27 protein-coding genes and 1 tRNA gene are annotated in these 22,180 nt (G+C 66.5%); 17 read left to right on the top strand and 11 right to left on the bottom strand.

All coding sequences use genetic code 11. The annotated features are described in order from the left end of the window. The first annotated feature begins 45 nt into the window (after positions 1–45). The 3 genes from G6N44_RS21940 (at position 46) to G6N44_RS21930 (ending at position 1,493) form a co-directional block, all read left to right on the top strand. Positions 46–909 (top strand): phage major capsid protein, encoded by an 864-nt coding sequence (locus G6N44_RS21940; RefSeq protein WP_163667596.1) that lies wholly within the window; start codon positions 46–48, stop codon positions 907–909. Positions 910–911: 2 nt separating this feature from the next. Then, a complete protein-coding gene (locus G6N44_RS21935) occupies positions 912–1,211 on the top strand; it encodes a hypothetical protein (protein WP_163667594.1) in 300 nt (99 codons plus the stop codon). Positions 1,212–1,395: 184 nt separating this feature from the next. Beyond that, a tRNA-Tyr gene (locus G6N44_RS21930) sits at positions 1,396–1,493 on the top strand. A gap of 56 nt (positions 1,494–1,549) precedes the next feature. Here G6N44_RS21930 and G6N44_RS21925 read toward each other — a convergent pair. Further along, on the bottom strand, positions 1,550–1,915 hold the full coding sequence (locus G6N44_RS21925; protein ID WP_163667591.1) for a group I truncated hemoglobin: 366 nt from the start codon (positions 1,913–1,915) through the stop codon (positions 1,550–1,552). A 198-nt stretch (positions 1,916–2,113) separates the two neighbouring features. Between G6N44_RS21925 and G6N44_RS21920 the strand changes: the two genes are divergently transcribed. After that, a complete protein-coding gene (locus G6N44_RS21920) occupies positions 2,114–2,470 on the top strand; it encodes a DUF732 domain-containing protein (protein ID WP_163667588.1) in 357 nt (118 codons plus the stop codon). 41 nt (positions 2,471–2,511) lie between these two features. On the opposite strand, the gene G6N44_RS21915 is transcribed toward G6N44_RS21920, so the two are convergent. Continuing rightward, on the bottom strand, positions 2,512–3,522 hold the full coding sequence (locus G6N44_RS21915; protein ID WP_163667585.1) for an oxygenase MpaB family protein: 1,011 nt from the start codon (positions 3,520–3,522) through the stop codon (positions 2,512–2,514). Between the two features lie 79 nt (positions 3,523–3,601). Here G6N44_RS21915 and G6N44_RS21910 point away from each other — a divergent pair, with 79 nt between their 5' ends. Beyond that, a complete protein-coding gene (locus tag G6N44_RS21910; RefSeq protein ID WP_163667582.1) occupies positions 3,602–4,186 on the top strand; it encodes a TetR/AcrR family transcriptional regulator in 585 nt (194 codons plus the stop codon). Between the two features lie 11 nt (positions 4,187–4,197). Here G6N44_RS21910 and G6N44_RS21905 read toward each other — a convergent pair whose 3' ends face one another. Next, a complete protein-coding gene (locus G6N44_RS21905) occupies positions 4,198–4,638 on the bottom strand; it encodes a hypothetical protein (protein WP_163667579.1) in 441 nt (146 codons plus the stop codon). A 172-nt stretch (positions 4,639–4,810) separates the two neighbouring features. Beyond that, complete coding sequence (locus tag G6N44_RS21900) at positions 4,811–5,263, bottom strand: hypothetical protein (RefSeq protein ID WP_163667577.1); 453 nt, start codon at positions 5,261–5,263, stop codon at positions 4,811–4,813. 190 nt (positions 5,264–5,453) lie between these two features. Here G6N44_RS21900 and G6N44_RS21895 point away from each other — a divergent pair, with 190 nt between their 5' ends. The 4 genes from G6N44_RS21895 to phoU all read left to right on the top strand — a co-directional run bounded on the left by G6N44_RS21895 (position 5,454) and on the right by phoU (position 10,819). Further along, positions 5,454–6,458 carry an acyl-ACP desaturase gene (locus G6N44_RS21895; RefSeq protein ID WP_163667574.1) on the top strand — a complete coding sequence of 335 codons (1,005 nt, stop codon included), beginning with the start codon at positions 5,454–5,456 and terminating at the stop codon, positions 6,456–6,458. 47 nt (positions 6,459–6,505) lie between these two features. After that, positions 6,506–7,639 (top strand): tRNA dihydrouridine synthase DusB, encoded by a 1,134-nt coding sequence (gene dusB, locus G6N44_RS21890; RefSeq protein WP_163670243.1) that lies wholly within the window; start codon positions 6,506–6,508, stop codon positions 7,637–7,639. Positions 7,640–7,874: 235 nt separating this feature from the next. After that, positions 7,875–10,067, top strand: a complete 2,193-nt coding sequence (locus G6N44_RS21885; RefSeq protein WP_163667571.1) for an LCP family protein — start codon at positions 7,875–7,877, stop codon at positions 10,065–10,067. Positions 10,068–10,153: 86 nt separating this feature from the next. Continuing rightward, positions 10,154–10,819 carry a phosphate signaling complex protein PhoU gene (gene phoU / locus G6N44_RS21880; protein WP_163667568.1) on the top strand — a complete coding sequence of 222 codons (666 nt, stop codon included), beginning with the start codon at positions 10,154–10,156 and terminating at the stop codon, positions 10,817–10,819. Positions 10,820–10,843: 24 nt separating this feature from the next. Here the strand turns inward: phoU and pstB are convergent, their stop codons facing one another. From pstB to G6N44_RS21850, 6 genes are all read right to left on the bottom strand, one after another. Continuing rightward, a complete protein-coding gene (pstB, locus tag G6N44_RS21875) occupies positions 10,844–11,620 on the bottom strand; it encodes a phosphate ABC transporter ATP-binding protein PstB (RefSeq protein WP_163667565.1) in 777 nt (258 codons plus the stop codon). Between the two features lie 9 nt (positions 11,621–11,629). Further along, positions 11,630–12,544 carry a phosphate ABC transporter permease PstA gene (pstA, locus tag G6N44_RS21870; RefSeq protein WP_163667562.1) on the bottom strand — a complete coding sequence of 305 codons (915 nt, stop codon included), beginning with the start codon at positions 12,542–12,544 and terminating at the stop codon, positions 11,630–11,632. Continuing rightward, entirely contained in the window at positions 12,541–13,596 is a 1,056-nt protein-coding gene (gene pstC, locus G6N44_RS21865) for a phosphate ABC transporter permease subunit PstC (protein WP_163667559.1), read from the bottom strand. Before pstC ends, pstA begins: the two co-directional genes overlap by 4 nt. Positions 13,597–13,650: 54 nt before the next feature. Further along, on the bottom strand, positions 13,651–14,790 hold the full coding sequence (gene pstS, locus G6N44_RS21860) for a phosphate ABC transporter substrate-binding protein PstS (protein WP_163667557.1): 1,140 nt from the start codon (positions 14,788–14,790) through the stop codon (positions 13,651–13,653). 121 nt (positions 14,791–14,911) lie between these two features. After that, positions 14,912–15,790 carry a mycothiol synthase gene (mshD, locus tag G6N44_RS21855; protein WP_163667554.1) on the bottom strand — a complete coding sequence of 293 codons (879 nt, stop codon included), beginning with the start codon at positions 15,788–15,790 and terminating at the stop codon, positions 14,912–14,914. Continuing rightward, positions 15,787–16,581 carry a winged helix-turn-helix transcriptional regulator gene (locus G6N44_RS21850; RefSeq protein WP_179964602.1) on the bottom strand — a complete coding sequence of 265 codons (795 nt, stop codon included), beginning with the start codon at positions 16,579–16,581 and terminating at the stop codon, positions 15,787–15,789. Before G6N44_RS21850 ends, mshD begins: the two co-directional genes overlap by 4 nt. A 162-nt stretch (positions 16,582–16,743) precedes the next feature. On the opposite strand from G6N44_RS21850, the gene lmeA reads away from it, so the two are divergent. The 8 genes from lmeA (at position 16,744) to G6N44_RS21815 (ending at position 21,018) form a co-directional block, all read left to right on the top strand. Next, positions 16,744–17,559 carry a mannan chain length control protein LmeA gene (gene lmeA / locus G6N44_RS21845; protein WP_163667551.1) on the top strand — a complete coding sequence of 272 codons (816 nt, stop codon included), beginning with the start codon at positions 16,744–16,746 and terminating at the stop codon, positions 17,557–17,559. Next, the gene (locus G6N44_RS21840) at positions 17,556–17,978 is read left to right on the top strand and encodes a thioredoxin family protein (protein WP_163667549.1); all 423 of its coding nucleotides are present in this window, start codon (positions 17,556–17,558) and stop codon (positions 17,976–17,978) included. The genes lmeA and G6N44_RS21840 overlap by 4 nt, the downstream gene beginning before the upstream one ends. Before the next feature lie 29 nt (positions 17,979–18,007). Then, on the top strand, positions 18,008–18,097 hold the full coding sequence (locus tag G6N44_RS29920; protein WP_372508157.1) for an Ms5788A family Cys-rich leader peptide: 90 nt from the start codon (positions 18,008–18,010) through the stop codon (positions 18,095–18,097). A 90-nt stretch (positions 18,098–18,187) separates the two neighbouring features. Beyond that, positions 18,188–18,670, top strand: a complete 483-nt coding sequence (locus tag G6N44_RS21835) for a DUF4395 domain-containing protein (RefSeq protein ID WP_163667546.1) — start codon at positions 18,188–18,190, stop codon at positions 18,668–18,670. Between the two features lie 47 nt (positions 18,671–18,717). Further along, positions 18,718–19,554: a sulfurtransferase gene (locus tag G6N44_RS21830; protein ID WP_163667543.1), complete on the top strand. Its 837-nt coding sequence runs from the start codon at positions 18,718–18,720 to the stop codon at positions 19,552–19,554. A 1-nt stretch (position 19,555) separates the two neighbouring features. Then, entirely contained in the window at positions 19,556–19,858 is a 303-nt protein-coding gene (locus tag G6N44_RS21825) for a DUF1416 domain-containing protein (protein WP_163667540.1), read from the top strand. 225 nt (positions 19,859–20,083) lie between these two features. After that, positions 20,084–20,767, top strand: a complete 684-nt coding sequence (locus G6N44_RS21820) for a heme-binding beta-barrel domain-containing protein (protein WP_163667537.1) — start codon at positions 20,084–20,086, stop codon at positions 20,765–20,767. Next, positions 20,767–21,018 (top strand): hypothetical protein, encoded by a 252-nt coding sequence (locus G6N44_RS21815; protein ID WP_163667534.1) that lies wholly within the window; start codon positions 20,767–20,769, stop codon positions 21,016–21,018. The genes G6N44_RS21820 and G6N44_RS21815 overlap by 1 nt, the downstream gene beginning before the upstream one ends. Positions 21,019–21,290: 272 nt before the next feature. On the opposite strand, the gene G6N44_RS21810 is transcribed toward G6N44_RS21815, so the two are convergent. Beyond that, complete coding sequence (locus G6N44_RS21810; RefSeq protein WP_163667532.1) at positions 21,291–22,169, bottom strand: aminodeoxychorismate lyase; 879 nt, start codon at positions 22,167–22,169, stop codon at positions 21,291–21,293. Between the last annotated feature and the right edge of the window lie 11 nt (positions 22,170–22,180).

Below are 22,180 nucleotides of genomic sequence, written 5' to 3'. Positions count from 1 at the left end.
CGTGTCGATACCCCAACCGGATCAACACGTCTCTAGGAGTCAATCGTGGCAATCGAAGTCACCTCGGGTAATTCCACCCTCATCCAGTCGCAGGTCTCCAACCTGCTCGTTCAGCCGCTCGAACAGGCCAGCACCTTCCTCGCGGCCGGCCCCGTCGTCCTCGACAGCTCCAGCCCCGTCCGGGTACCGCGCATCGTCAACGGCGTCACCGCCGGATTCGTCGCCGAGGGCGCCCAGATCAGCGACGGCGACGTTGCTTTCGACGAGGTCACCCTGTTGCCCTCCACCATGAAGGGCCTCAAGGTCCTGGTGAAGCTGTCCAACGAGCTGATCCGTACCAGCGTCGTGGGCCTCGAAGCGGTACTACGGACCCGCCTGGTCACCGACGTGGCCAACGCCTTGGACGCGGCACTGTGGGACGGCGCCGGTACGACCAACACCATCAAGGGCATCCTGCGTCAGACCGGCATTGCCACCGGCGTCCTGGACCTCACCGACCCCGATTCCCTGATCGACGGCCTCGCCGTGGCCCAAGGCAACAAGGTCACCCCGAGCCACTGGGTGATGACCAGCGCATCGTTCGCGGCCTTGCGCAAGCTCAAGGTCGGCACCTCCGACGCCCGGTATCTGTTCGACCCCAACACCATCCAGAACGGCACCGAGCTGAGGATTCTGGGCCTGCCGGTGATCCTCACCGACAACATCCCCAACACCGCCGGCACGCCGACCAAGGCCCGCGTCGGCCTAGTCGACATGTCCAAGGTGGTCGTGGCGCGTGACGTCAACGCCGAGGTGAAGATCCTCGACCAGACCTGGGGCGACTTCGACAGTATCGGCATCCGCGTCGTGTCCCGCTGGGATACCGCCCTGCTGCAAGCCAAGGCCGTCACCCTGCTCACCGAGGCATAAGGGTGCCCGTCGATCCGACCACGGTCACCTCCCTGCAAGCCGGGGAGGTGGCCACGGTCGTCCCGATCGTCACCACGATGGCCAAGGCATACACCCGCGGCCGCGGATTCACCGGCGCCGAACCCAACACGGAGATCGCCGCCGTCATCGCCACCGCATCAGCTCGGTTGGCGGCCAACGGCACCGGCCTGCAGTCCAAGCGGGTCGACGATGTCGAGTATCAGTTCAGCCTGACCTCGTCGTTCGGCTGGACCCTGGCCGAGCGCATCGTCCTGGACCGCTACCGCGTCAAGGCCATGTAGACCAGGCGGTCCGGCGTCAAACCCCCGATTTCCCTCCTTGTGCGGGGCAAGGCGACACCACGACGGCCTGGGTACTGGCAGGAGTGTCGACCTGCGCCGGACCGCCCACCCGCTTATTCATCGCATATGACCGGAAACTGTAGGAAACCGACGCGAATTGCTGAGACGCCACGGGTATCTCATTGCCTGGTAGAGCGGTGTTTTTGGCAATCAACAGGACTTTGCGGGACCTGCGGACCATAAATCCGCAGGTCGTAGGTTCGAGCCCTACTGGGGGCACCAAACACCCGCCGCGAGGCGGGTATCGGTGCGGTTCACGCGCTGCGCGCTCCGGCCGTTCACGCGCTGCGCGCGGTCGCGATCTCGTCGGCTAGCGGAGCGATCGCGGCGATGATCTGTCCGACGATCGACTCCGGCACCCCGGCTTTGGCCAGGCTGTCCGACAGGTGGCCGGCCACCAGGTTGAAGTGATGCACGGCGATGCCCCGGCCCTGATGGACCTGGCGCATCGGGGCACCGGTGTACTGCACCGGCCCGCCCAATGCCGCGGCGAAGAACTCGACCTGCTTGCCCTTGAGCCGGGCCATGTTGGCGCCGGTGAAGAAGCCGGCCAGTTCGTCGTCGGCCAGTACCCGCCGATAGAAGTCCTCAACGACGGTCTCGAGTGCCTCGGCCCCGCCGATCTGGTCATAGATGGTCGTCATGGCGTCAGCCTCGCCCGAGGTGGTTGCCACCGAATTTCGATCGCGTAGCCGATCCGCTACGGCCGCCTCACAGGCCACACTCGTTTATCGTGGTGCACGAGGGTCGGATGGGCCCAACGTGAAGAAGATCGCTAGATTGTCGAAGAATCCCGTGATCGTCTTCACGTTCGGGATCGACAGCATGAAGGAGTCAGCAGCATGTTCCCCCGGCGCCTGAGCACTCGAGCCATGGCCACCGCGGTCGGCGCGGCAGCATTGGCGGCGAGTGCGGCGTTCGGGGTCGCACCGGCCCATGCGGACGCCCAGGACGACCAGTTCTTCACCATCGTCACGGACCTGAAAATCCCGACCAACTCGGCCGATGAGGCCGGCCAGGTCGGGCGCGGGGTCTGCGATGCACTCACCAAGGGCAGGATCGAGCCCGCGCGCACGGTGCGGGGAATCATCGGCCAACTGCAGACGAAGGCCGGCATCAGCAAGGGCCAGGCCGCGAACCTGGTCCGGGGTGCGGTCAAGGTCTACTGCCCGCAGAACGCCCCGCTCGTCGGGCGGTAACGCCGTCGGGCGGTAACGCCGACGGGCAGGGCGCTGATGCGCTAAACCTTCGGGCAGTAATGCATCCCGTTGTCGCGGTGACCGATTGGCGGCAGGTTACGGGCCGGCGTGTGCACCAGCGGTGCGTCCGCCGGGATACGGCCGGTGGCGCGGTCCCACGCGCTGCGTCCCCGCGGATGCATGCGACGGCGACGGGGCACCAACGCGAACACCTTGCCAATCGCCTTGCCCGACAGACGATGTACCTTCTCGTCGCGCTCCGACCACGTATAGCCCATCAGCTCGCGCACCGCCGGGTCGTAGAGGCCGACGGTGAACCAGATGAACAACGGGTGCAAGACATACTTGCGCTGCAGCGCCCATATCCAGTCGGGCATCTTCGACGCGAACGGCGGCTTGGGCAGCTCGGACAGATCCAACACGTCACGGGTTGCCTTGTTGTTCTCCAACACGTTGCGGCACATGTGATCCCAGTAGACCTGGAAGTCTTCCCAGGTTTCCGGCACGGGGCGCATGCTCATCCCGTACATCGAGTACCACTGCTTGTGCTCCTCGAACAGCTGCCGCTTTTCGGCTTCGGAGATCCCGCCCGCGAGCCGGTCGGCCACGATGATCGTGCCGACGAAGAACGTCGAATGCGCCCAGTAGAAGACGTCGGGATTCAACGCGTGATAGCGGCGCCCCAGAGCGTCGATCCCCTTGATGTCGACGTGGTAGTCGCGAACCTCGGCACCGGTCTGCGGCGCCCGATCGCCGTCGAACACGACGCCGCCGATCGGGTACAACGAGCGCAACAAGCGGGGCCACCGCTCCTGAAAAAAGATCGAGTGCTCCTCGACGGCCGCACCGAGTTGCGGGTGCATGTTCTGCATCGAGCCGGCCCACGGCCCCTGCAGCATGCCGCGCCAGTCACCGAAGTACTTCCACGTCAGCGAATCCGGCCCAAGGGGTATCGGCGGTGCCTCGTACCCACCCGGCGCGGCGGGGCAACCCGCTGCCACTGCATCGGAACCGCTGGTCACCGGGCATGTCTCAGAAGTATCTTGTGTCACAGGTGCACTTTCTGCCGGCAGGACGATGGTCAGTTTCAATTGTGACTACACACGTTGTCATCAAAGCTTAGGAGTAGATGTGCCATCCGGTCAACGACGCGGTCGGTGGTCGGGCGTTCCACTGCAGGAACGCGCGGCTCGTCGTCGCGACGAACTGGTCGCAGCAGGGGTCAGCCTGCTGGGCAGAGCCGAGGGCCCGGCCTTGACGGTCCGCGCAGTCTGCCGTGCGGCCGAACTCACCGAACGGTACTTCTACGAGAGTTTCACCGACCGTGACACGTTCGTCCGGGCCGTCTACGACGACGTCTGCGCCCGGGCGATGTCCACCCTGACCACGGCCGCCACCCCCCGCGATGCGGTCGAACAATTCGTCGCACTGATGGTGGACGATCCGACCCGCGGCCGGGTGCTGCTGCTCGCCCCCGAATCCGAACCCGTGTTGACCCGTTCGGGTGCGGAGTGGATGCCCAACTTCATCGGTCTGCTGCAGCGCAAACTGACCCGCATCGCGGACCCGGTGCGCCAGACGATGGTCGCCACCGGTCTGATCGGCGCGTTGACGGCACTGTTCAGTGCCTATCTCGACGACAGGCTGCCGGCCAGCCGTGAACAGTTCATCGACTACTGCGTGGACATGCTGCTCGGGCGGGCCGGCAGTTTCTGAGCGGACCCCTGCTACTCGTCGGGGGTACTGGCCTCGGCGATCGGCTGCTGCTCGGCAGCGGCGGCCTCGTCTTCGGCGGCCTTGGCCTCACGCCCAGCCGGGCTGGCGATCGACGCACCGGGGTGGGTCTCGGTAGCGTGATCACCGTCGCAGTTGAGCGCCACCTGCGTCACATCTTCGGTGTATTCGAAGTAGGTGTCAGACCTCTGCGGCACCAACTGGCGCACGGTCCAGGCGTTGGTGACGATGCACTCGTCCCGCGGTAATCGGCTGCCGACGCTCACAGCAACATGCACCGTGCCGCCACCGCCCTCGATGGCGCTGGCCGCGTCGCTGTATGTCTGCCCCACGACGTCCGGAGCCGCATGGGCCGCCCCGGCACCCATCACGGCCAACGCAAAACCCGCCGCGGACATACCGATAACGCTTCCGAACCCGATCGCGATCTTCATTCGGCCCGACCTTCCCCGTCCGGCGATCTCTCCCGGAGAGGTGGGGCAACGGCGCTCTCGGCCGTGCATGTGAGCAACCCCGCGGACCGTGACCCGGTGTCACGGCAAAACACTCTTTGGGAGCTGACCCGGATTTTAGTCGGCGCCAGGCCTCATGACCAGGACAAACGCCCTATTCGTCAGGGGTGCTGACCTCGGTGAGCTCAGACTGCTCGGCGAGCTGGGCCTGCTGCTCGGCGTACGCCTGCTTCGCAGCCTCCAGGTCCTCAGCGGCCTTGTCCTGACGGCCGGCCGGGCTCGCGACCGAGGCGCCGGGGTGGTTGGCGGTGGCGTGGCCGCCCTCGCAGTTCAGGGCGACCATGACCTCGCCGGAGGCGTGATTGCCGTCCCGCACGAACGGGGCGTCCCACGCATTGGTGACGATGCACTCATCCTGGGACAGCTTGCTGCCCACGGTGACCGCGACCTTGGCACTGGAACCGCTGTTCGAGATCGCACTCGAGGCGTCCGAGTAGGTCCAACCCACCACGTCAGGGGCGGCAGCGGCAACGCCCGCACCGAACACCACGGTTACGGCCGCGCCGGCGGCAACCGCGGTTCCGGCACCGATGACAAGCTTTTTCACGTGTGCCCAACCTCCGAGCGTGGGTATCCGACAGGTATTCCGGCGAAGTCTAGCGTCGCACCGCAAGCGGTGCAGGACTCGTGTGACACATGCGACGGAACTTGATGTCACCGAGGTACACAGATATATTGACTGCAACCAACAGGTACAGATAACTGAGCGTCCACGGGACGCGAGGAGGGTGGAGCACATGACGCAGGAATACACCGACCTGCAGCTCCTGCATGAACTCGAGCCTGTCGTCGAAACCAGCATCAACCGCCACATGCGGATGCGTAAGGACTGGAATCCCCACGACTTCATCCCGTGGTCCGACGGCAAGAACTACTACGCGCTCGGCGGCCAGGACTGGGAGCCCGGGCAGTCCAAGCTATCCGAGGTCGCCAAGACCGCGATGGTGCAGAACCTGCTCACCGAGGACAACCTGCCCTCGTATCACCGCGAGATCGCCATGAACATGGGCATGGACGGCGCCTGGGGTAACTGGGTCAACCGCTGGACCGCCGAGGAGAACCGCCACGGCATCGCCCTGCGCGACTACCTCGTGGTGACCCGCGCCGTCGACCCCATCGAGCTGGAGGAACTGCGCGTCGAGCAGGTCACCCGCGGCTTCTCCCCCGGTCAGAACCAGCAGGGCGACCTGTTCGCCGAGAGCCTGTTCGACTCGGTGATGTACGTGTCGTTCCAGGAACTCGCGACCCGCGTCAGCCACCGCAACACGGGTAAGGCCTGCGACGACCCGATCGCCGATCAGCTGCTGCAGCGCATCTCCGCGGACGAGAACCTGCACATGATCTTCTACCGGGACGTCTCGGCGGCCGGCCTGGACATCTCCCCCAACCAGGGCATGGCCTCGCTGCACCGCGTGCTGGACAACTTCAAGATGCCCGGTTATACGGTTCCCGACTTCCGCCGCAAGGCCGTCATCATCGCCGTCGGCGGCGTGTACGACCCGCGCATCCACCTGGACGACGTGGTCATGCCTGTGCTGCGCAAGTGGCGCATCTTCGAGCGCGAGGACTTCACCGGCGAGGGTGCGCGACTGCGCGACGACCTCGGCCGCATCATCGAAGAGCTCGAGGATGCCTGCGACAAGTTCGAGGTGGCCAAGGAACGCCGCCTGGAGCGCGAGCGCAAGGTCGCCGAGAAGAGGGCGATGAAGAACCTGCTGGTGTCGTCCTCGTCGACTGCATGACGCTGACGGCCCCACCCCCTGTAACGGCAGCGCCGGCCCGATCCCAACTGCGGATCGGGCCGTTCGCGTTGCCCAGCCCAGTCGTGCTCGCTCCGATGGCCGGGGTGACCAATGTGGCGTTCCGCACGCTGTGCCGCGAGCTCGAGATCGCCCGCGCCGGCACCGTCAGCGGGCTGTATGTGTGCGAGATGGTCACGGCGCGGGCCCTGGTCGAGCGTCACCCGGTGACCCTGCACATGACGACGTTCGGTCCCGACGAATCACCGCGGTCGCTGCAGCTCTACACCGTGGACCCGGAAACCACCTATCTGGCGGCCAAGATGATCGCCGACGAAGGCCTGGCCGACCACATCGACATGAATTTCGGCTGCCCGGTGCCCAAGGTGACCAAGCGTGGCGGTGGATCGGCACTGCCCTACAAGCGTCGTCTGTTCGGCCAGATCGTGGCGGCTGCGGTGCGGGGCGTTGCGGGCACCGACATTCCGGTGACGGTGAAGTTCCGGATCGGCATCGACGACGCCCATCACACCCACCTGGACGCCGGGCGGATCGCCGCCGAGGAGGGCGCGGCAGCCGTCGCTCTGCACGCCCGCACTGCCGCACAACGCTATTCGGGCACCGCCGACTGGGATCAGATCGCGGCGCTCAAAGCGCACGTCACCGGCATCCCGGTACTGGGCAACGGTGACATCTTCGAGGCCGAGGACGCGCTCGCGATGATGGCTGCGACCGGCTGCGACGGCGTGGTGATCGGCCGCGGCTGTCTGGGCCGGCCATGGTTGTTCGCCGAACTCTCGGCAGCGTTCAACGGGCGTCCCGCCGCCACCCCGCCGAACCTGGGCGAGGTGGCCGACATCGTGCGCCGCCACGGCGAACTGCTCAGCGAGCACTTCGGCGAGGACAAGGCCATGCGCGACATCCGCAAGCACGTGGCCTGGTACCTGCACGGGTTCCCGGCCGGCGCCGACCTGCGACGTGGGCTGGCCCTGGTCAAGACCCGTGCCGAACTCGACGCACTGCTCGACCAACTGGACGGTGACGCCCCGTTCCCACCCGCGGCCACCGGACCGCGCGGGCGCCAGGGCTCGGCCGCTTCAGTGTCCTTGCCCGAGGGATGGCTCGACGATCCCGACGACTGCGCAGTACCGGTCGGAGCCGATGTGATGCATTCCGGAGGCTGACCTGCGCTCGCCCCGAGATGACATCGAAACCGCTCTGTCACCGGGATGGGTCTAGCTCAGTCCCAGGATGTCTCAGTACGATGAACCCCTGCCGTGGCCGGCTCAGGTAGCCAATCCGGCACGGTGCTGCTAGAAGAGATGAGGAGAAAACCTCAGCAGCACCCCATTTATCTTGCAGGAACGATGCGCACCGACGCGCATGCACTAGCTCGAAGAGTCGGAGGCCGGTACGAACATGAGTGACGGTGATCACGCCACTCCCGGCCGTCGGCGTCGCTCTCCGGAGGATTCGTCGGGCAACCAATGGATTACCCGATCCCGCGAGCCTTTGCCACGCGCCGCGCCGTGGGAACGTCAGGACGCACCGTCACCCGACCATTCACCCCTTGATGAGCCCACCGGTAGTCACGCCGACGGGGTAACTGTCGCCGATCTGATCGCCAAGGTCGCCGGGACCGGGTTCACGCCGACCCGCCACCGTCTGGAATCCGACGACCCGGAGCCCGAGGCGGTGCTTGAGCCGCAGCCGGCGTATGTCCGGCCGCGGGTACCCGATCCGACCGACGTGATCGAAGCGGTGCGGATCGCCCCTGAGGACGGTGCACCCCAGGATTCTCTCGAGGCCGAGGAGTTCCCGGTACCTTTCGAGGACTCGCCGGAACACCACGGGTTCGAGGCCGCGAACACCGACGTATTCCAGGCGCTGCCGGTCTACGAGTACGACCTACCCACGGCACCACCGGCGTGGCAGGCCCGCCGGGTGCCGCAGGAGTCGCACGATCACGCCGACACCGATGAAATCGAGAGGGTGCGGCCACCGATCAACCGTCGGGTGATGCTGGCCGGACGAGCCGCCACAGCGATGCTCGCGGTCCTCGCCCTGGTGCTGACCGGCGGCGCCTGGCAGTGGCAGAGCTCGAAGAACAACAGCCTCAACAAAGTGGCCGCGCTCGACCTCAATTCACGCGACATCCTCGACCCCAACTCCCAGTTCGGCGATGAGAACTTCCTGATCGTCGGCACCGACAGCCGGTTCGGCGAAAACGGCGGTATGGGCGCCGGCGACACCGAGGACGCCGGCGGCGCCCGGTCCGACACCATCATGATGGTGAACATCCCGGCCAACCGGGAACGTGTTGTCGCCGTGTCGTTCCCGCGCGACCTGTCGATCACCCCGATGAAGTGCGAGCCGTGGAACGCCGAGACGGCGGCCTACGGTCCGCTGTACGACGAGGAGAGCGAGACCTACGGGCCGGACGAGGTCTACACCGAGACCAAACTGAACTCCGCCTTCGCCTTCGGCGGCCCGAAATGCCTGGTGAAGGTGATCCAGAAGTTGTCGGGCCTGTCCATCAACCGGTTCATGGCCGTCGACTTTGCCGGCTTCTCGAAGATGGTCGACGCACTCGGCGGGATCGAGGTGTGCAGCACCACCGCGCTCGAGGACTACGAGTTGGGCACCGTGCTGGCCAGCGCCGGTCGTCAGACGATCGATGGCCACACCGCGCTGAACTACGTGCGGGCCCGCCAGATCACCACCGAATACAACGGGGACTACGGCCGCATCAAACGGCAGCAGCTGTTCCTCTCCTCGCTGCTGCGCACGCTGATCTCACGGGACACCTTTTTCTCACTGACCAAGCTGAACAACGTGGTCAACATGTTCATCAGCGACAGCTTCGTCGACAACATCAAGACCAAGGACCTCGTCGACCTCGGACAGTCGGTCCAGGGTGTGAACGCGGGCCGGATCACCTTCGTGACGGTGCCGACGGTGGGCTACGCCGACGAATACGGCAACGAGGTCCCGCGCACCGACGACATGCGTTCCCTGTTCGACGCGATCATCAACGACGACCCGCTGCCCGGTGAGAAGAATCCGGACAACACCCCGGTGCCCGGCACGCCGGAATCGGCGACGTCGTCCGTCCAGGCTGCCGCTCCCTCCGAAGCATCAGCGACGCCCTCGTCGGTTCAGGCGCCCGCGCCGGTCGCGACCGACAGCGGTGAGATGGTCAACGCCATCACCACCGAACCGCAGCAGGTCACGGTGCAGGTGTCGAACTCGACGGGCCAGAGCGGACTGGCTTCGACCGCGGCCACCGAACTGCAGGAACACGGCTTCAACGTCAACACCCCCGATGACTACCCGAGCACGCTCCCGGCGACCACGGTGTTCTTCTCCCCCGGCAACGAGGAGGCGGCGGCGACGGTGGCCAGCTCCTTCACCAACCCGACCATCGAGCGGGTGACGGGCATGGGCGACGTGGTGCAGGTGGTGCTGGGCTCCGATTTCTATTCGGTGGGCGCCCCGAGCCCGAGCGGGTCGGAAGTGCAGGTGCACGTGCTGAAAGGCACCAGCACCAGCCCGACGCATCTCCCCGAGGACCTGACCGTCACCAACGCCGCCGACACCGCCTGCGAATAGTCGCAGAGATCCGGGGCGGACGGCATTCACCGTTCGTTCATCGTCTCATCGTGACGACATGGCTGCCGAGCGCCTAATCTTGCAGCATGCGTACCCAATACCACGAGCAGCTGCATTCACTCACGGACCAACTCGGCGCGATGTGCGATTTGGCGGGTACTGCAATGGAGCACGCCACCCAGGCGCTGCTGCAGGCCGATCTGGCCCTCGCCGAACAGGTCATCAGCGATCACGATCAGATGAGCACGCTGAGCATCCAGGCCGAGGAGTCTGCTTTCGTGTTGCTCGCGCTGCAGGCGCCCGTGGCCGGTGATCTGCGCGCGGTGGTGGGTTCCATTCAGATCGTCGCCGACGTGGACCGGATGGGTGCGCTGGCGCTGCATGTCGCCAAGATCGCGCGTCGCCGCCACCCTCAGCACGTGCTGCCCGAGGAAGTGAACGGGTACTTCGCCGAGATGGGCCGGGTGGCCGTTGAACTGGGGCACGCCGCCCGTGAGGTGCTGCGCACCCAGGATCCGGAGAAGGCCGCCCGGATCCAGGAGGAAGACGATGCGATGGATGACCTGCATCGCCACCTGTTCTCGGTGCTGATGGACCGGGAGTGGAAGCACGGCGTGACCGCTGCCGTCGACGTGACGTTGCTGAGCCGCTTCTACGAGCGCTTCGCCGACCACGCCGTCGAGGTGGCCCGGCGGGTCATCTTCCAGGTCACCGGTTCCTACCCGGACGACGAATCGGTCTCCTCGAAGTAAGGGCTCGGGCCCCGGGTCGGAAACTCAGCCGAAGCGACCGGAGATGTAGTCCTCGGTCGCCTTCCGGGTGGGGTTGGAGAAGATCTTCTCGGTGTCGTCGATCTCGATCAGCTTGCCGGGTTTACCGGTGGCCTCCAGATTGAAGAATGCGGTCTGATCGCTCACCCGGGCCGCCTGCTGCATGTTGTGCGTGACGATGACGATCGTGAAATCCTGCTTGAGCGTGGAGATCAGGTCCTCGATCGCCAGCGTCGAGATGGGGTCGAGCGCCGAGCAGGGCTCATCCATCAGCAGCACGTCCGGCTGCACCGCGATCGCGCGGGCGATGCACAACCGCTGTTGCTGACCACCCGACAGCCCGCCGCCGGGCTTGTCCAGACGGTCCTTGACCTCGTTCCACAGGTTGGCGCCGCGCAGTGAGCGCTCGGCCACCTCATCCAGGGCCTTCTTGTTACGCACGCCCTGCAGCTTCAGCCCGGCCACCACATTGTCACGAATCGACATGGTGGGGAACGGATTCGGGCGCTGGAACACCATGCCGATGGTCTTACGCACCCCCACCGGGTCCACCCCGGCGCCGTAGATGTTCTCACCGTCGAGCAACACCGAACCTTCGACACGGGCTCCCGGGATCACCTCGTGCATGCGGTTCAACGTCCGCAGTACCGTCGACTTACCGCAACCCGACGGGCCGATGAAAGCCATCACGCTGCGCGGCTGCACCGACAGCGAAACCTCGGAAACAGCATGGAACGCGCCGTAATAGATGTTGACGTCCTTGAGATCCAGCCGCTTGGCCATGAATGGCTCCTAAACCTTCTTGGGGGAAAAGAGTTTGGCGACCGTGCGAGCGCCGACATTGAGCAGGGCGATCAGCACGATCAGGGTCAGCGCCGCACCCCAGAGTCGGTCGGTGGGCACCGGGTTGGCACCGGCCCCCGCCGAGATCTGGTCGTACATCATGCCGGGCAGCGAACCCATGAACCCGCCGAACATGTCGAAGTTCATCGCCTGGGCGTAGCCGACGAGGATCAGCAGCGGCGCAGTCTCACCCATCACCCGGGCCAGTGCGAGCATGATTCCGGTGACGATGCCCGACAGGGCCGTCGGGATCACGATGCGGACGATGGTCTTCCACTTCGGCACGCCCAGTGCATAACTGGCTTCGCGCAGATCCATCGGGACGATGCGCAGCATCTCCTCGGTGGCCCGCACGATCACCGGAATCATCAACAGCACCAACGACAGTGATACCGCGAACCCGGACCGGCCGAACCCGAACGTGGCCACCCACAGCGCGTAGATGAACAGCGCGGCGACGATCGAGGGCACACCGGTGAGGATGTCCACCATGAACGTGGTGACCTTGCCCAGCCGGGTCCCGCCGCCGTACTCGACCAGGTACACGCCCACCATCACGCCGACCGGAATAGAGATCAGCGAGCACACCAGGCCCTGCAGCACAGTGCCGACGATCGCGTGGTAGGCGCCGCCACCGGCGATGAACGTCGTCATCCCGGCCTGGGAATTGGTGAACCACGTGGTTGAACTCAACGCGGCCCAGCCCCGGACGATCACCGAATACAGCACCCAGGCCAGTGGTATCAGGGCAACCAGCAATGACAGGGTCACCAGGACCGTGGCGAGGTGGTTGGTCAGCTTGCGGCGCAGACTCACGCCCTGGAAGGTGGGCGCCTTGACCGGGCGCTCGAGGGTGGAGGTCATGCCCGTCCCTTTCCGGCCACCGCGGCGCGAGCCAGCGAGTTCACCACGAAGGTGAGGATGAACAGCACCAGGCCGGCGGCAATGTAGGCGCCCGCCTTGTACTGATCGTTGAATTCGCTTGCGGTGGCGGCAATCTTGCTCGCGAAGGTGTAGCCCCCGTCAAACAGCGACCAACCGAACGCGGTCTGGGTGCCGCGCAGGATGATCAGCAGCGCGATGGTCTCACCGAGCGCCCGGCCCAGACCGAGCATCGCGCCACTGATGTAGCCCGACAACCCGAAGGGCAGCACCGTCGTGCGCACCACTTCCCAGCGGGTGGCACCGAGGGCCAACGCGGCCTCGATCTGACCACGGGGAGTCTGGGCGAACACCTCGCGGGCCACCGCGGTGATGATCGGCAGGATCATCACCGCCAACACGATGCCCGCGGTGAAGATGGTGCCACCACCGGCCACCGAGGCATTGCCGGTACTGAACAGGAACAGCCAGCTCAAGTTCGTATTGAGCCACACCGCAAAGGGTTTGATGGCCGGCGCCAGTACGTACAGGCCCCAGACGCCGTAGACGATCGAAGGCACCGCGGCCAGCAGGTCCACCAGATAGCCCAGCGGGCCGGCAAGTCGCCGTGACGAGTACTGGGTGAGGTAGATCGCGATGCCCAGTGCCACCGGCATCGCCAACACCAGTGCGAACACCGAGACGAACACCGTCACCTGCAACAGATCGAGGATGCCGAAGTGCATCGCCGAGGTGTCGGTGGTGATCCAGTTCCCGCCGTACAGGAAGAAGTTCTCCTCGTTACGGGTCAGCGCCGGAATAGCGCGCCAGAGCAGGAACACCCCGATCGCCACGATCAGCGCGACGATCAAGATGCCCGAACCTTCGGCGAGCCCACGGAAAATTCGGTCACCGAGGCGAACCTTGGCTCCCTTGGACGGATTGGTGGAGATAGGCGCGGGCTCGGGGTGAGAGGACGCGAGCGTCTCCCCTGACCCCGAATCAGCTGGATTCGGCGTTGTCACTGTTGTCCCGTCGGGGCCCCTGGTCGTCATGCGGTCGGTAAAACCATCCTCACCCAGATCCGTCCTTCAAAGCCAGTCCGGCTACTACGCGATCGCCTCGACCGAGGTCAGCAGGCGCTGCTTGAACTCGTCGGGGAGTGCGATGTATCCGGCCTGGGACAGGCTGGCCTGGCCCTCGTTGGCGGCCACCGTCAGGAACGACTTGACGGCGGCCGCGGTGTCGGCGTCGTACCCCTTGGAGCAAACGATCTCGTAGGTGGCCAGCACCAGCGGGTAGGCGCCGGCTTCCTTCGAGGCGTACAGCGCGTTCAGGTCGAGCACGAGGTCATTGCCCTCGCCCTTGAAGGCGGCGACGCCGACGGCCTTGGTGGTCGACTGGTCGTCCAGCGCCACCGCGCCGGCACCGCTGTCGATCTGGGCGTAGGGCAGGCCGGCGGCGGCGGCCGGGCTCTTCTCGACGTAGCCGATGGAGCCTGGAGTGGCCTGCACGGCCTGCACGACACCGGAGGACTTCTGGGCGCCCTCACCTGCACCGCCCTGGAACTCCTTGCCCGCACCCTTGGTCCAGGTCTGCGGAGCGGCGGCGGCGAGGTACTTCTGGAAGTTGTCGGTGGTGCCCGAGGAATCCGACCGATAGATCGGCTTGATGTCCAGGTCGGGCAGGGTGGCGCCGGCGTTCAGCGCGGCCACCGCCGGGTCGTTCCACTTGGTGATCTGGCCCTGGAAGATCTTGGCGAGCACTTCGGGGGTCACGACGAGCGTGTCGACGCCTTCGACGTTGTAGGCCAACGCGACCGGGCCGAACACCAGGGGCAGGTTCCAGGCCTCATTGCCACCGCAGCGCTCGGCGGCCTTCGTGATCTGACCGTCCTGGAGCGCCGAGTCGGAGCCGGCGAAGTCGACCTGCTTGGCGATGAACTGATCCACGCCTGCACCCGATCCGGTCGGGTTGTAGGACAGGTTCTTGCCGGAGCACACCTGGCCCCAAACCTTGTTGAACTCGGCAATGGCGTTCTGCTGTGCCGTCGAGCCCTCGCCCGTCAGAGCGGCCTTGCCGCCGCACTCAGCCGATGCGGCCGAGCTGCTGCCCGCGGCCGACGAGCCGGCGCTGGGCAGGTTGTTGTCGCTACCGCACGCGGTCAGCGTGAGCGCGGCAATGGCCGTCGACGACAAGGCGATGCCGAAGGACCTACCGGCGCCCGTGCCGATGCTGATGAGCTTCACGTGTCTCACTTTCGGTTGACGGTTTCACACTCTCCGGCAACGTATGCGGCCGCAGTGGACGGCTCGCGGACACCAGGTGAATCAGCAGTGAACAGGTTCAGCGTGTTCACAGCTGAACGGGTTAACCGGTGGCGTACGCCACGTCGACGGCGAACACCTCGAAACCCAAGTTTCGGTAGGTCGCCACGGCCGCCGAGTTATCTGCCTCGACGTAGAGAAGCACCGTCGGCAGGGACCGCTCGGCGAGGTGGTGCAGACCGAGCAGGGTGAGTACCGAGCCCAGTCCACGGCCCTGCGCCGCGGGGTCGACGCCGACGATGTAGACCTCGCCCAGATCGCCGTCGTGGACCTTCGTCCAGTGGAAACCCAGCAGTGCCCCGGTGTGTTCGTCGAAAACCTCGAAGAGACCGTCGGGATCGAACCACGGCTCGCTCCGCCGGTCGGCGATGTCCGCTTCGGTCCAGCCGCCCTGCTCCGGATGCCAGGCGAAGGCGGCGTTGTTGACCCGCAGGATCTCGGCATCGTCCCCGGGCCCGGCATAGGTACCGATCCGCACCCCCTCGGCGGTGCGCAATGGTGGGAGGCCGGTCAGCGGGCGACGCATCTGCAGCAGTTCGCGCACCACCGTGAGATCCAGCGCGGCCGCCAGGGCACGGGCCGCCGCGAGGTTGCCGTGTGCCCAGATGCGCGTGCCCGCCGCGCCTTCGGCGAGCCCGGAACGAGCCAGCGCCGCACCGATACCGCGGCGCCTGGCCTGCGGATGCACCACCAGTTCGGCCATCGCCGGGTCATCGGCACCGGCCGGGGCCAAGTTCAGGTATCCGACGAGGTCTCCTCCCTCGGTGGCCAGTAGGTGGCAGGTCCGGTCATGGCCGAGCTCGCGCAGCACCTGATCGCCGACCGGGGCCACGCCGTCGGTCGCCGTGGCGGCAGCGACAAGTGCACGGATCCCGGCCTGTTCGGCTTCTGACAGCCCGGTACGCCAGTCGAGTGCAGTCACTGGCTGGGTAGCTGGCCGGCGAGGGGCTCGCCTGCCTCGTCGATCGCCGGGTCGAAGTCGTCGTCGTGATCGTCCTCGGGCGGGGCTTCGCCGCCGGCCGCCGCACCTGCGGGTGTCCGGTTGCGCGACGGGCGCACCGCCTTGTAACCGACGTTGCGGACGGTGCCGATCAGCGATTCGTATTCGGGGCCGAGCTTGGCGCGCAGCCGGCGGACGTGCACGTCGACGGTGCGGGTACCACCGAAGAAGTCGTAGCCCCACACCTCCTGCAGCAACTGCGCCCGGGTAAAGACCCGTCCGGCGTGTTGCGCGAGGTATTTGAGCAGCTCGAATTCTTTGTAGGTGAGATCGAGCGGACGTCCCCGCAGGCGTGCGGTGTAGGTGCCCTCGTCGATCGCGAGTTCACCCAGGGCGATCTTGCCGACGTTCTCCTGGTTGGCACCACCGGCACGCCTGCCGACCAGCAGCCGCAGCCGGGCGTCGATCTCGGCCGGACCGGTGCTGGGAAGCAGGATGTCGTCCAGACCCCATTCGTTGTTGACCGCCACCAACCCGCCCTCGTTGATCACCGCGACGACCGGCACGGAAGTGCCCGTCGTTCCCAGTAGTCGACACAGGCCGCGGGCAGCCGCGAGATCGGTACGCGCGTCGACGATCGCCACATCGGCACTGCCCGCCTCCAGCAGCGAGGACACCTCGGTCGGTGCCGTGCGCACGGTGTGCGCCAGCAGGGTCAAGGAGGGCAGGACCGACTCGGGATGCGGGTCGACGGTCAGTAGCAGCAGATCCAACGGGTCCTCCGGCGCGCCGGCAATCACTTCCCACGATCGCCCGGACCCCGATGTCCACACGGTCGAATTCATGACTGACATGTAGCCGTTACCGGCTTTTGTGATCTAACGATAACGCCTCACCTGCTGATCAGCCGCGCCGAGCGCTCCAAGCCGACGGCCGTGGGCGACAATGTGGCGGTGCGCAAACTGCTGATCGGGCTCACCGCGACCGTGACCGCGCTTGTCGTCGGAGTCGTCGGCACCGATTTCGGTTCGGCGATCTACGCCGAGTACCGACTTGCCCGTGCGGTACGCAGTGCGGCCGCCCTCAACTGGGATCCGTGGGTAGCGATCCTGGGTTTCCCGTTCCTCACCCAGGTCCGCAACCATCGCTACAAGGAGATCGAGATCCGGGCCACCGGAGTCGATCACCCGGTGGTCGGCCGGGCCTCGCTGGAAGCCACGCTGCATGGCATCGACCTCGCCGACTCGTCGTGGCTGATCGCACCTGACGCCAAGCTGCCGGTCGAGAAGGCCGAGAGTCGCATCATCCTCGACTCCACCCATGTCGGCCGGGTCATGGGCATCGGTGACCTGCTGGTGGAGGCTCCCGAACGGGAATCCAACGACGCCACCGGCGGCACCACGGAGTCCGGCATCTCCGGCAGTCAGGGACTGGTGTTCACCGGCACCCCCAAGGCCTCCGGGCTCGACAAACGGGTCAGTGTCGCGGTCGACCTGTCCTTCGCCGACGGCGACGACACCGCCCTGGTGCTGACCGCGACCGGGATCCTGACCGGCCCCGGCACCGCAGGCGAACCGGTGCCCGAGGACAAGACCGCGGCCGTGCTGTCCGAGTTCAGCCACACGATCACCGGCCAGAAGCTGCCGTTCGGGATCGCCCCGACCACCGCGGGTGCCCGCGGCTCCGATGTGATCATCGAGGGCATCGCCTCGGGAGTAACGGTCGACCTGGCCGGGTTCCGACAATCATGAGCTCATCCATGGTGCTGGCGATCGTGGTGCTGATCGCGGCGCTCGGGGTGGCCTACGTGGTAGGTCGCCTGATCACCCTGCGCGCCGGCCTGATCAGGGCGGGCGAAGAAGCCGCCGACATTGACACCAGCGGTCTGGGCCTGTCGCACACCGGCCCGACCGTGCTGCACTTCTCGGCCGCATGGTGCGGGCCCTGCGTGGGGGTGCGACGAGTCGTCGACCAGGTCTGCGCGGAGTTGCCCGAAGTCGCGCACGTCGAAATCGACATGGACGCCAATCCCGAAGCTGCCAAGCGACTTTCGGTCCTGTCGTTGCCCACCACCATCATCTTCGACCGCGACGGGCGGCCCCGATACCGCACCAGCGGGGTCCCCAGGGCCGCTGACCTGCGCTCGGCGCTGGAACCGCTGTTGGCCTGACCGGGCGGTCATTGGGTAAGCTGTCGGTCGTGTCAGCCCGCCTTGAGCTCGTGCTCACCAAGCGCCGCACAGTTGATCTGTGCCGCGTGGCGGGTTGCTGCTGTTGTTGTTCCTGTTGAGGGCAGTCGCGCGCTCGTGCGCGCTCGCTCGGGTGTCACACCTGGGCCTGCACACCATCGGACCATTGACAACAACAGGAGTTTGTCCTCATGTCATCGACATCAACCCAGCTCATCGCTGATGGCCAGCCCGCTCAGGTCGACGTGCGGGGTCCGCGGTTCTCGGCCTGGGTCACCACTGCGGTACTGATCGCCACGCTGCTGATCGGCGGAGTGAGTGCGCCCGCGGCCGCGGTGCTGCTGGGTGTTCAGGCGCTGGTGTTCGCCATCGGTGCGTTCGGCGGCCCCCGCAGGCATCCCTACGGCCGACTGTTCGCCACATTCATCGCACCGCGCCTGGCACCGGTCACCGAGCGCGAGCCGGTGCCGCCGCTGAAGTTCGCCCAGTTGGTCGGCTTCGTATTCGCCATCGTGGGTGCCGCCGGGTTCGCCTTCGGCATCACCGCGCTCGGCCTGACCGCCACCGGGTTCGCCTTGGTGGCGGCGTTCCTCAACGCTGCGTTCGGCATCTGCCTGGGGTGCCAGATCTACCCGCTGGTGGCCCGGCTGCGTCGCACCCCCAGTCCCGCATGACCCCCGTAAGACATCTCAAATAGCAAGAAACCGAAAGGAATTCGTACATGGCACGTTCCGACGTCCTGGTCTCGACCGAATGGGCCGGGAACAACCTTGATACCGCCGGTGTGGTGTTCGTCGAGGTCGACGAGAACACCAGCGCCTACGACGACGAGGGCCACATCCCCGGCGCCGTCAAACTCGACTGGCGCGACGATCTGCAGGATCCGGTCAGGCGCGACTTCGTCGACCAGCAGCAGTTCTCGAAGCTGTTGAGCGACAAGGGAATCAGCAATGACGACACCGTGATCCTGTACGGCGGAAACAACAACTGGTTCGCGTCCTACGCCTACTGGTACTTCAAGCTGTACGGCCACGCCGACGTCAAGCTGCTCGACGGTGGCCGCAAGCGCTGGCAACTCGACGCCCGTCCGCTGGTGAAAGACGCCGTCAGCCGTGCGGCCACGTCGTACACGGCCCAGCCCCTGGACAACAACATCCGGGCCTACCGTGACGAGGTCATCGCCGCGATCGGGGCGAAGAACCTGGTCGACGTGCGTTCACCTGACGAGTTCTCCGGCAAGATCCTGGCGCCGGCACACCTGCCGCAGGAGCAGAGCCAGCGGCCCGGGCATATCCCCGGCGCCATCAACGTTCCGTGGAGCAAGGCAGCCAACGAAGACGGCACCTTCAAGTCCGACGAGGACCTGGCCGCGCTGTACGCCGCGGCCGGTCTCGACGGCGAGAAGGAGACCATCGCCTACTGCCGGATCGGTGAGCGTTCCTCGCACACCTGGTTCGTGCTGCAGGAGCTGCTGGGACACCAGAACGTCAAGAACTACGACGGCAGTTGGACGGAATACGGCTCCCTGGTGGGCGCCCCGATCGAGTTGGGAAATTGATATGTGCTCTGCACCGAAACAAGGACTGACGTTGCCCGCCGGCGTCGACCTGGAGAAGGAAACCGTCATCACCGGTCGCGTGGTGGACGGCTCCGGTCAGGCAGTTGGCGGCGCCTTCGTGCGCCTGCTGGATGCCGGCGACGAGTTCACCGCTGAGGTCGTGGCCTCGGCAACCGGCGACTTCCGGTTCTTCGCCGCCCCGGGCACCTGGACGCTGCGCGCCCTGTCCCCCGCGGGCAACGGCGACGCCAGCGTGGCCCCGTCCGGCGCCGGCATCCACGAGGTCGACGTCAAGGTCGCCTGAGACCGCGGCTCGAACGTGAGCTTGTGTGCGATGTCTCGACTTTTTCTCGCACACAAGCTCACGTTCGGCTGGTATTGGGCGTCCCGACCCGAGGCGCCGACACCCTCGACCAGGAACTAGACTCTCTCCCGTGGTGCTCTTCTTCGAATTGATGCTCGTCGCGGCCGTCGTGGTGATCACGTGGTTCGCGTTGTACGCGGTGTACCGGCTCGTCACCGACGAGTCGTGACCTCCGACCGGGATGTTCCTGCCGACGCTGCGGCCCGCCAGGCAGGTTCCGGTGACCGCGCCGTGGCGGCTGCCGTCGAACGGGCCAAGGCTACGGCCGCTCTGAACATTCCGGCCTTCGACGACCTCCCGATCCCCGCCGATACGGCGAACCTGCGCGATGGCGTCGATCTCAACGAGGCGCTGCTGGCGCTGCTGCCGTTGGTCGGCGTCTGGCGCGGTGAAGGCGAAGGTCGCGACACCCATGGCGACTACCGGTTCGGTCAACAGATCGTCGTGTCCCATGACGGCGGCGACTACCTGAACTGGGACTCCCGGTCGTGGCGGCTGAACGAATCGGGTGAATACGACTCACCCGGCCTGCGCGAAACCGGATTCTGGCGATTCGTGACCGACCCCGATGATCCGCACGGCCGTGACGAGTCACAGGCCATCGAACTGCTGCTGGCCCATTCGGCCGGCTATGTGGAACTTTTCTACGGCAAGCCCCTCACCCAGGCCTCCTGGGAGCTGGTCACCGATGCGCTGGCCCGCAGCAGGTCGGGGCTGCTGGTGGGCGGCGCCAAACGGCTCTACGGCATCGTCGACGGCGGCGACCTGGGCTACGTGGAGGAACGTGTAGATGCCGACGGCGGCCTCGTGCCGCATCTATCGGCCCGACTGTCTCGGTACATCGGCTGATGCGCCGGCCGATCCTGGTGGCAGGCGTCCTTGCCGCGGCAGCAGCGATTCTCGGTGCGTGTTCGTCGCCGGGGCCGCAACCGGCTCCCACCGAGCCGCCCGCCGAGCACGGCAGCTACGCGCATTGCATGTCCGAGCGTGGCGTACCCGTTGCGCCCGGCCCCGTCGCCGGGCCGCCGTCCGGGGTCGACGAGCAGACGTGGCAGCAGGCCGTCAAGGCATGTTCGACGCTGGCACCGGGGCCCAGTTAGGTCTCGCCGCAGCGGCTCGCCGCGGCAACTGGGTTTCTGCCCCAGACATGGGGCGACCCCCGAGCCGTGGTTCCTGGTTGGACAGACCGGAGGGCTCGGGGGCCGGGTGGCTGCGGGGAATTCGCCAGCGCGCGCAGGCAATACCCCGGCGCTGCTAGCGGGCAGCCACCTCACATGTCCATAAGTCACTCAATTTGACGGACCACCTCCTTCCCTGTGTGCAACCGAAGCTACCCCCGTCGGTTGACCCCGACAAGCGATTTATGCCCGTCTCAGCGATCGCTGACGATCGCGGCATCCACCAGGCCGGAGATGTCGGTGGCCAGCCGCGCATCGGGCAACCGCTGCCCGTCCAAGGTGTGCACGCGAGCCGCCAGGGTGATGCTGGAAACCAGCCAAACCCCTTGCGCAGTAAGCAGATCCGCGGGCTTGAGCGCGCGGAAGTCGCAGTCGTAGCCCTTGTTGCGGGCCACCTCGAACAAGGCCTGCTGCGTGGTGCCGCGCAGGATCGGGTACCAGGGCGGCGGCGTGAGCAGCAGTGGCCGGCCATCGCGTTCTTCCGTCGCGATCACCACGGTGGAACGCGGGCCTTCCAGTAGATGACCGTCGGAGCTCACGAAGATCACGTCACCGGCGCCGTGACGTTCGGCGTGGCGTAGCGCGGCCATGTTCACCGCGTAGGACAGGGTCTTGGCACCCGCCGCGAGCCACGGCATATCGCCGGCGCCCAGCGGCAACCCGCGGTCCAGGGTGATCGCCGCCAACCCGTCGCGGCGCACGGCGGCCACCCGGTCGGCCAATGCGCCGACGGTGGCGAATGAGGTCGCCGGGCCGCCGCTCTCGCGGCCTCGGCTGTACACCAACCGCAGCACGCCGTCGCCGTCGTTGTCGGCGGCCCAGCGCTCGGCCCCCAGCGCCACCGCGGCCCGCCAGGCCCCAAGGTCCGGCGCGGGCAGATCCAGCATCTTGGCGGACTGGGTCAGCCGGGCCAGGTGTGCTTCCAGGAGGCAGGGCCGGCCGTCACGCACCAGCAGCGTCTCGAAGACCCCGTCGCCGCGCACCGCGGCCAGGTCGTCGGCGTGCAGCAGCGGGGCGTCGGGGTCGTGAATCCGCCCGTCGAGGGTGACCAGCACGGCTGGTGGGCTCGCCATGGGGCTCCAGC

The organism is Mycolicibacterium alvei, from assembly GCF_010727325.1.
Classification (GTDB): Bacteria; Actinomycetota; Actinomycetes; order Mycobacteriales; family Mycobacteriaceae; genus Mycobacterium; species Mycobacterium alvei.
The sequence above is the reverse complement of the archived record's forward strand: the minus strand, read 5'-3'. Positions and strand labels throughout refer to the sequence as shown.

Bases quoted from the DNA above. Each gene is read 5' to 3' on its own strand.
- G6N44_RS21925 (WP_163667591.1), bottom strand. From the start codon at position 1,915: ATGACGACCATCTATGACCAGATCGGCGGGGCCGAGGCACTCGAGACC.
- G6N44_RS21920 (WP_163667588.1), top strand. From the start codon at position 2,114: ATGTTCCCCCGGCGCCTGAGCACTCGAGCCATGGCCACCGCGGTCGGC.
- G6N44_RS21905 (WP_163667579.1), bottom strand. From the start codon at position 4,638: ATGAAGATCGCGATCGGGTTCGGAAGCGTTATCGGTATGTCCGCGGCG.
- G6N44_RS21895 (WP_163667574.1), top strand. From the start codon at position 5,454: ATGACGCAGGAATACACCGACCTGCAGCTCCTGCATGAACTCGAGCCT.
- G6N44_RS21885 (WP_163667571.1), top strand. From the start codon at position 7,875: ATGAGTGACGGTGATCACGCCACTCCCGGCCGTCGGCGTCGCTCTCCG.
- phoU (WP_163667568.1), top strand. From the start codon at position 10,154: ATGCGTACCCAATACCACGAGCAGCTGCATTCACTCACGGACCAACTC.
- pstB (WP_163667565.1), bottom strand. From the start codon at position 11,620: ATGGCCAAGCGGCTGGATCTCAAGGACGTCAACATCTATTACGGCGCG.
- pstA (WP_163667562.1), bottom strand. From the start codon at position 12,544: ATGACCTCCACCCTCGAGCGCCCGGTCAAGGCGCCCACCTTCCAGGGC.
- pstC (WP_163667559.1), bottom strand. From the start codon at position 13,596: ATGACGACCAGGGGCCCCGACGGGACAACAGTGACAACGCCGAATCCA.
- G6N44_RS21840 (WP_163667549.1), top strand. From the start codon at position 17,556: ATGAGCTCATCCATGGTGCTGGCGATCGTGGTGCTGATCGCGGCGCTC.
- G6N44_RS21835 (WP_163667546.1), top strand. From the start codon at position 18,188: ATGTCATCGACATCAACCCAGCTCATCGCTGATGGCCAGCCCGCTCAG.
- G6N44_RS21830 (WP_163667543.1), top strand. From the start codon at position 18,718: ATGGCACGTTCCGACGTCCTGGTCTCGACCGAATGGGCCGGGAACAAC.
- G6N44_RS21825 (WP_163667540.1), top strand. From the start codon at position 19,556: ATGTGCTCTGCACCGAAACAAGGACTGACGTTGCCCGCCGGCGTCGAC.
- G6N44_RS21815 (WP_163667534.1), top strand. From the start codon at position 20,767: ATGCGCCGGCCGATCCTGGTGGCAGGCGTCCTTGCCGCGGCAGCAGCG.
- G6N44_RS21810 (WP_163667532.1), bottom strand. From the start codon at position 22,169: ATGGCGAGCCCACCAGCCGTGCTGGTCACCCTCGACGGGCGGATTCAC.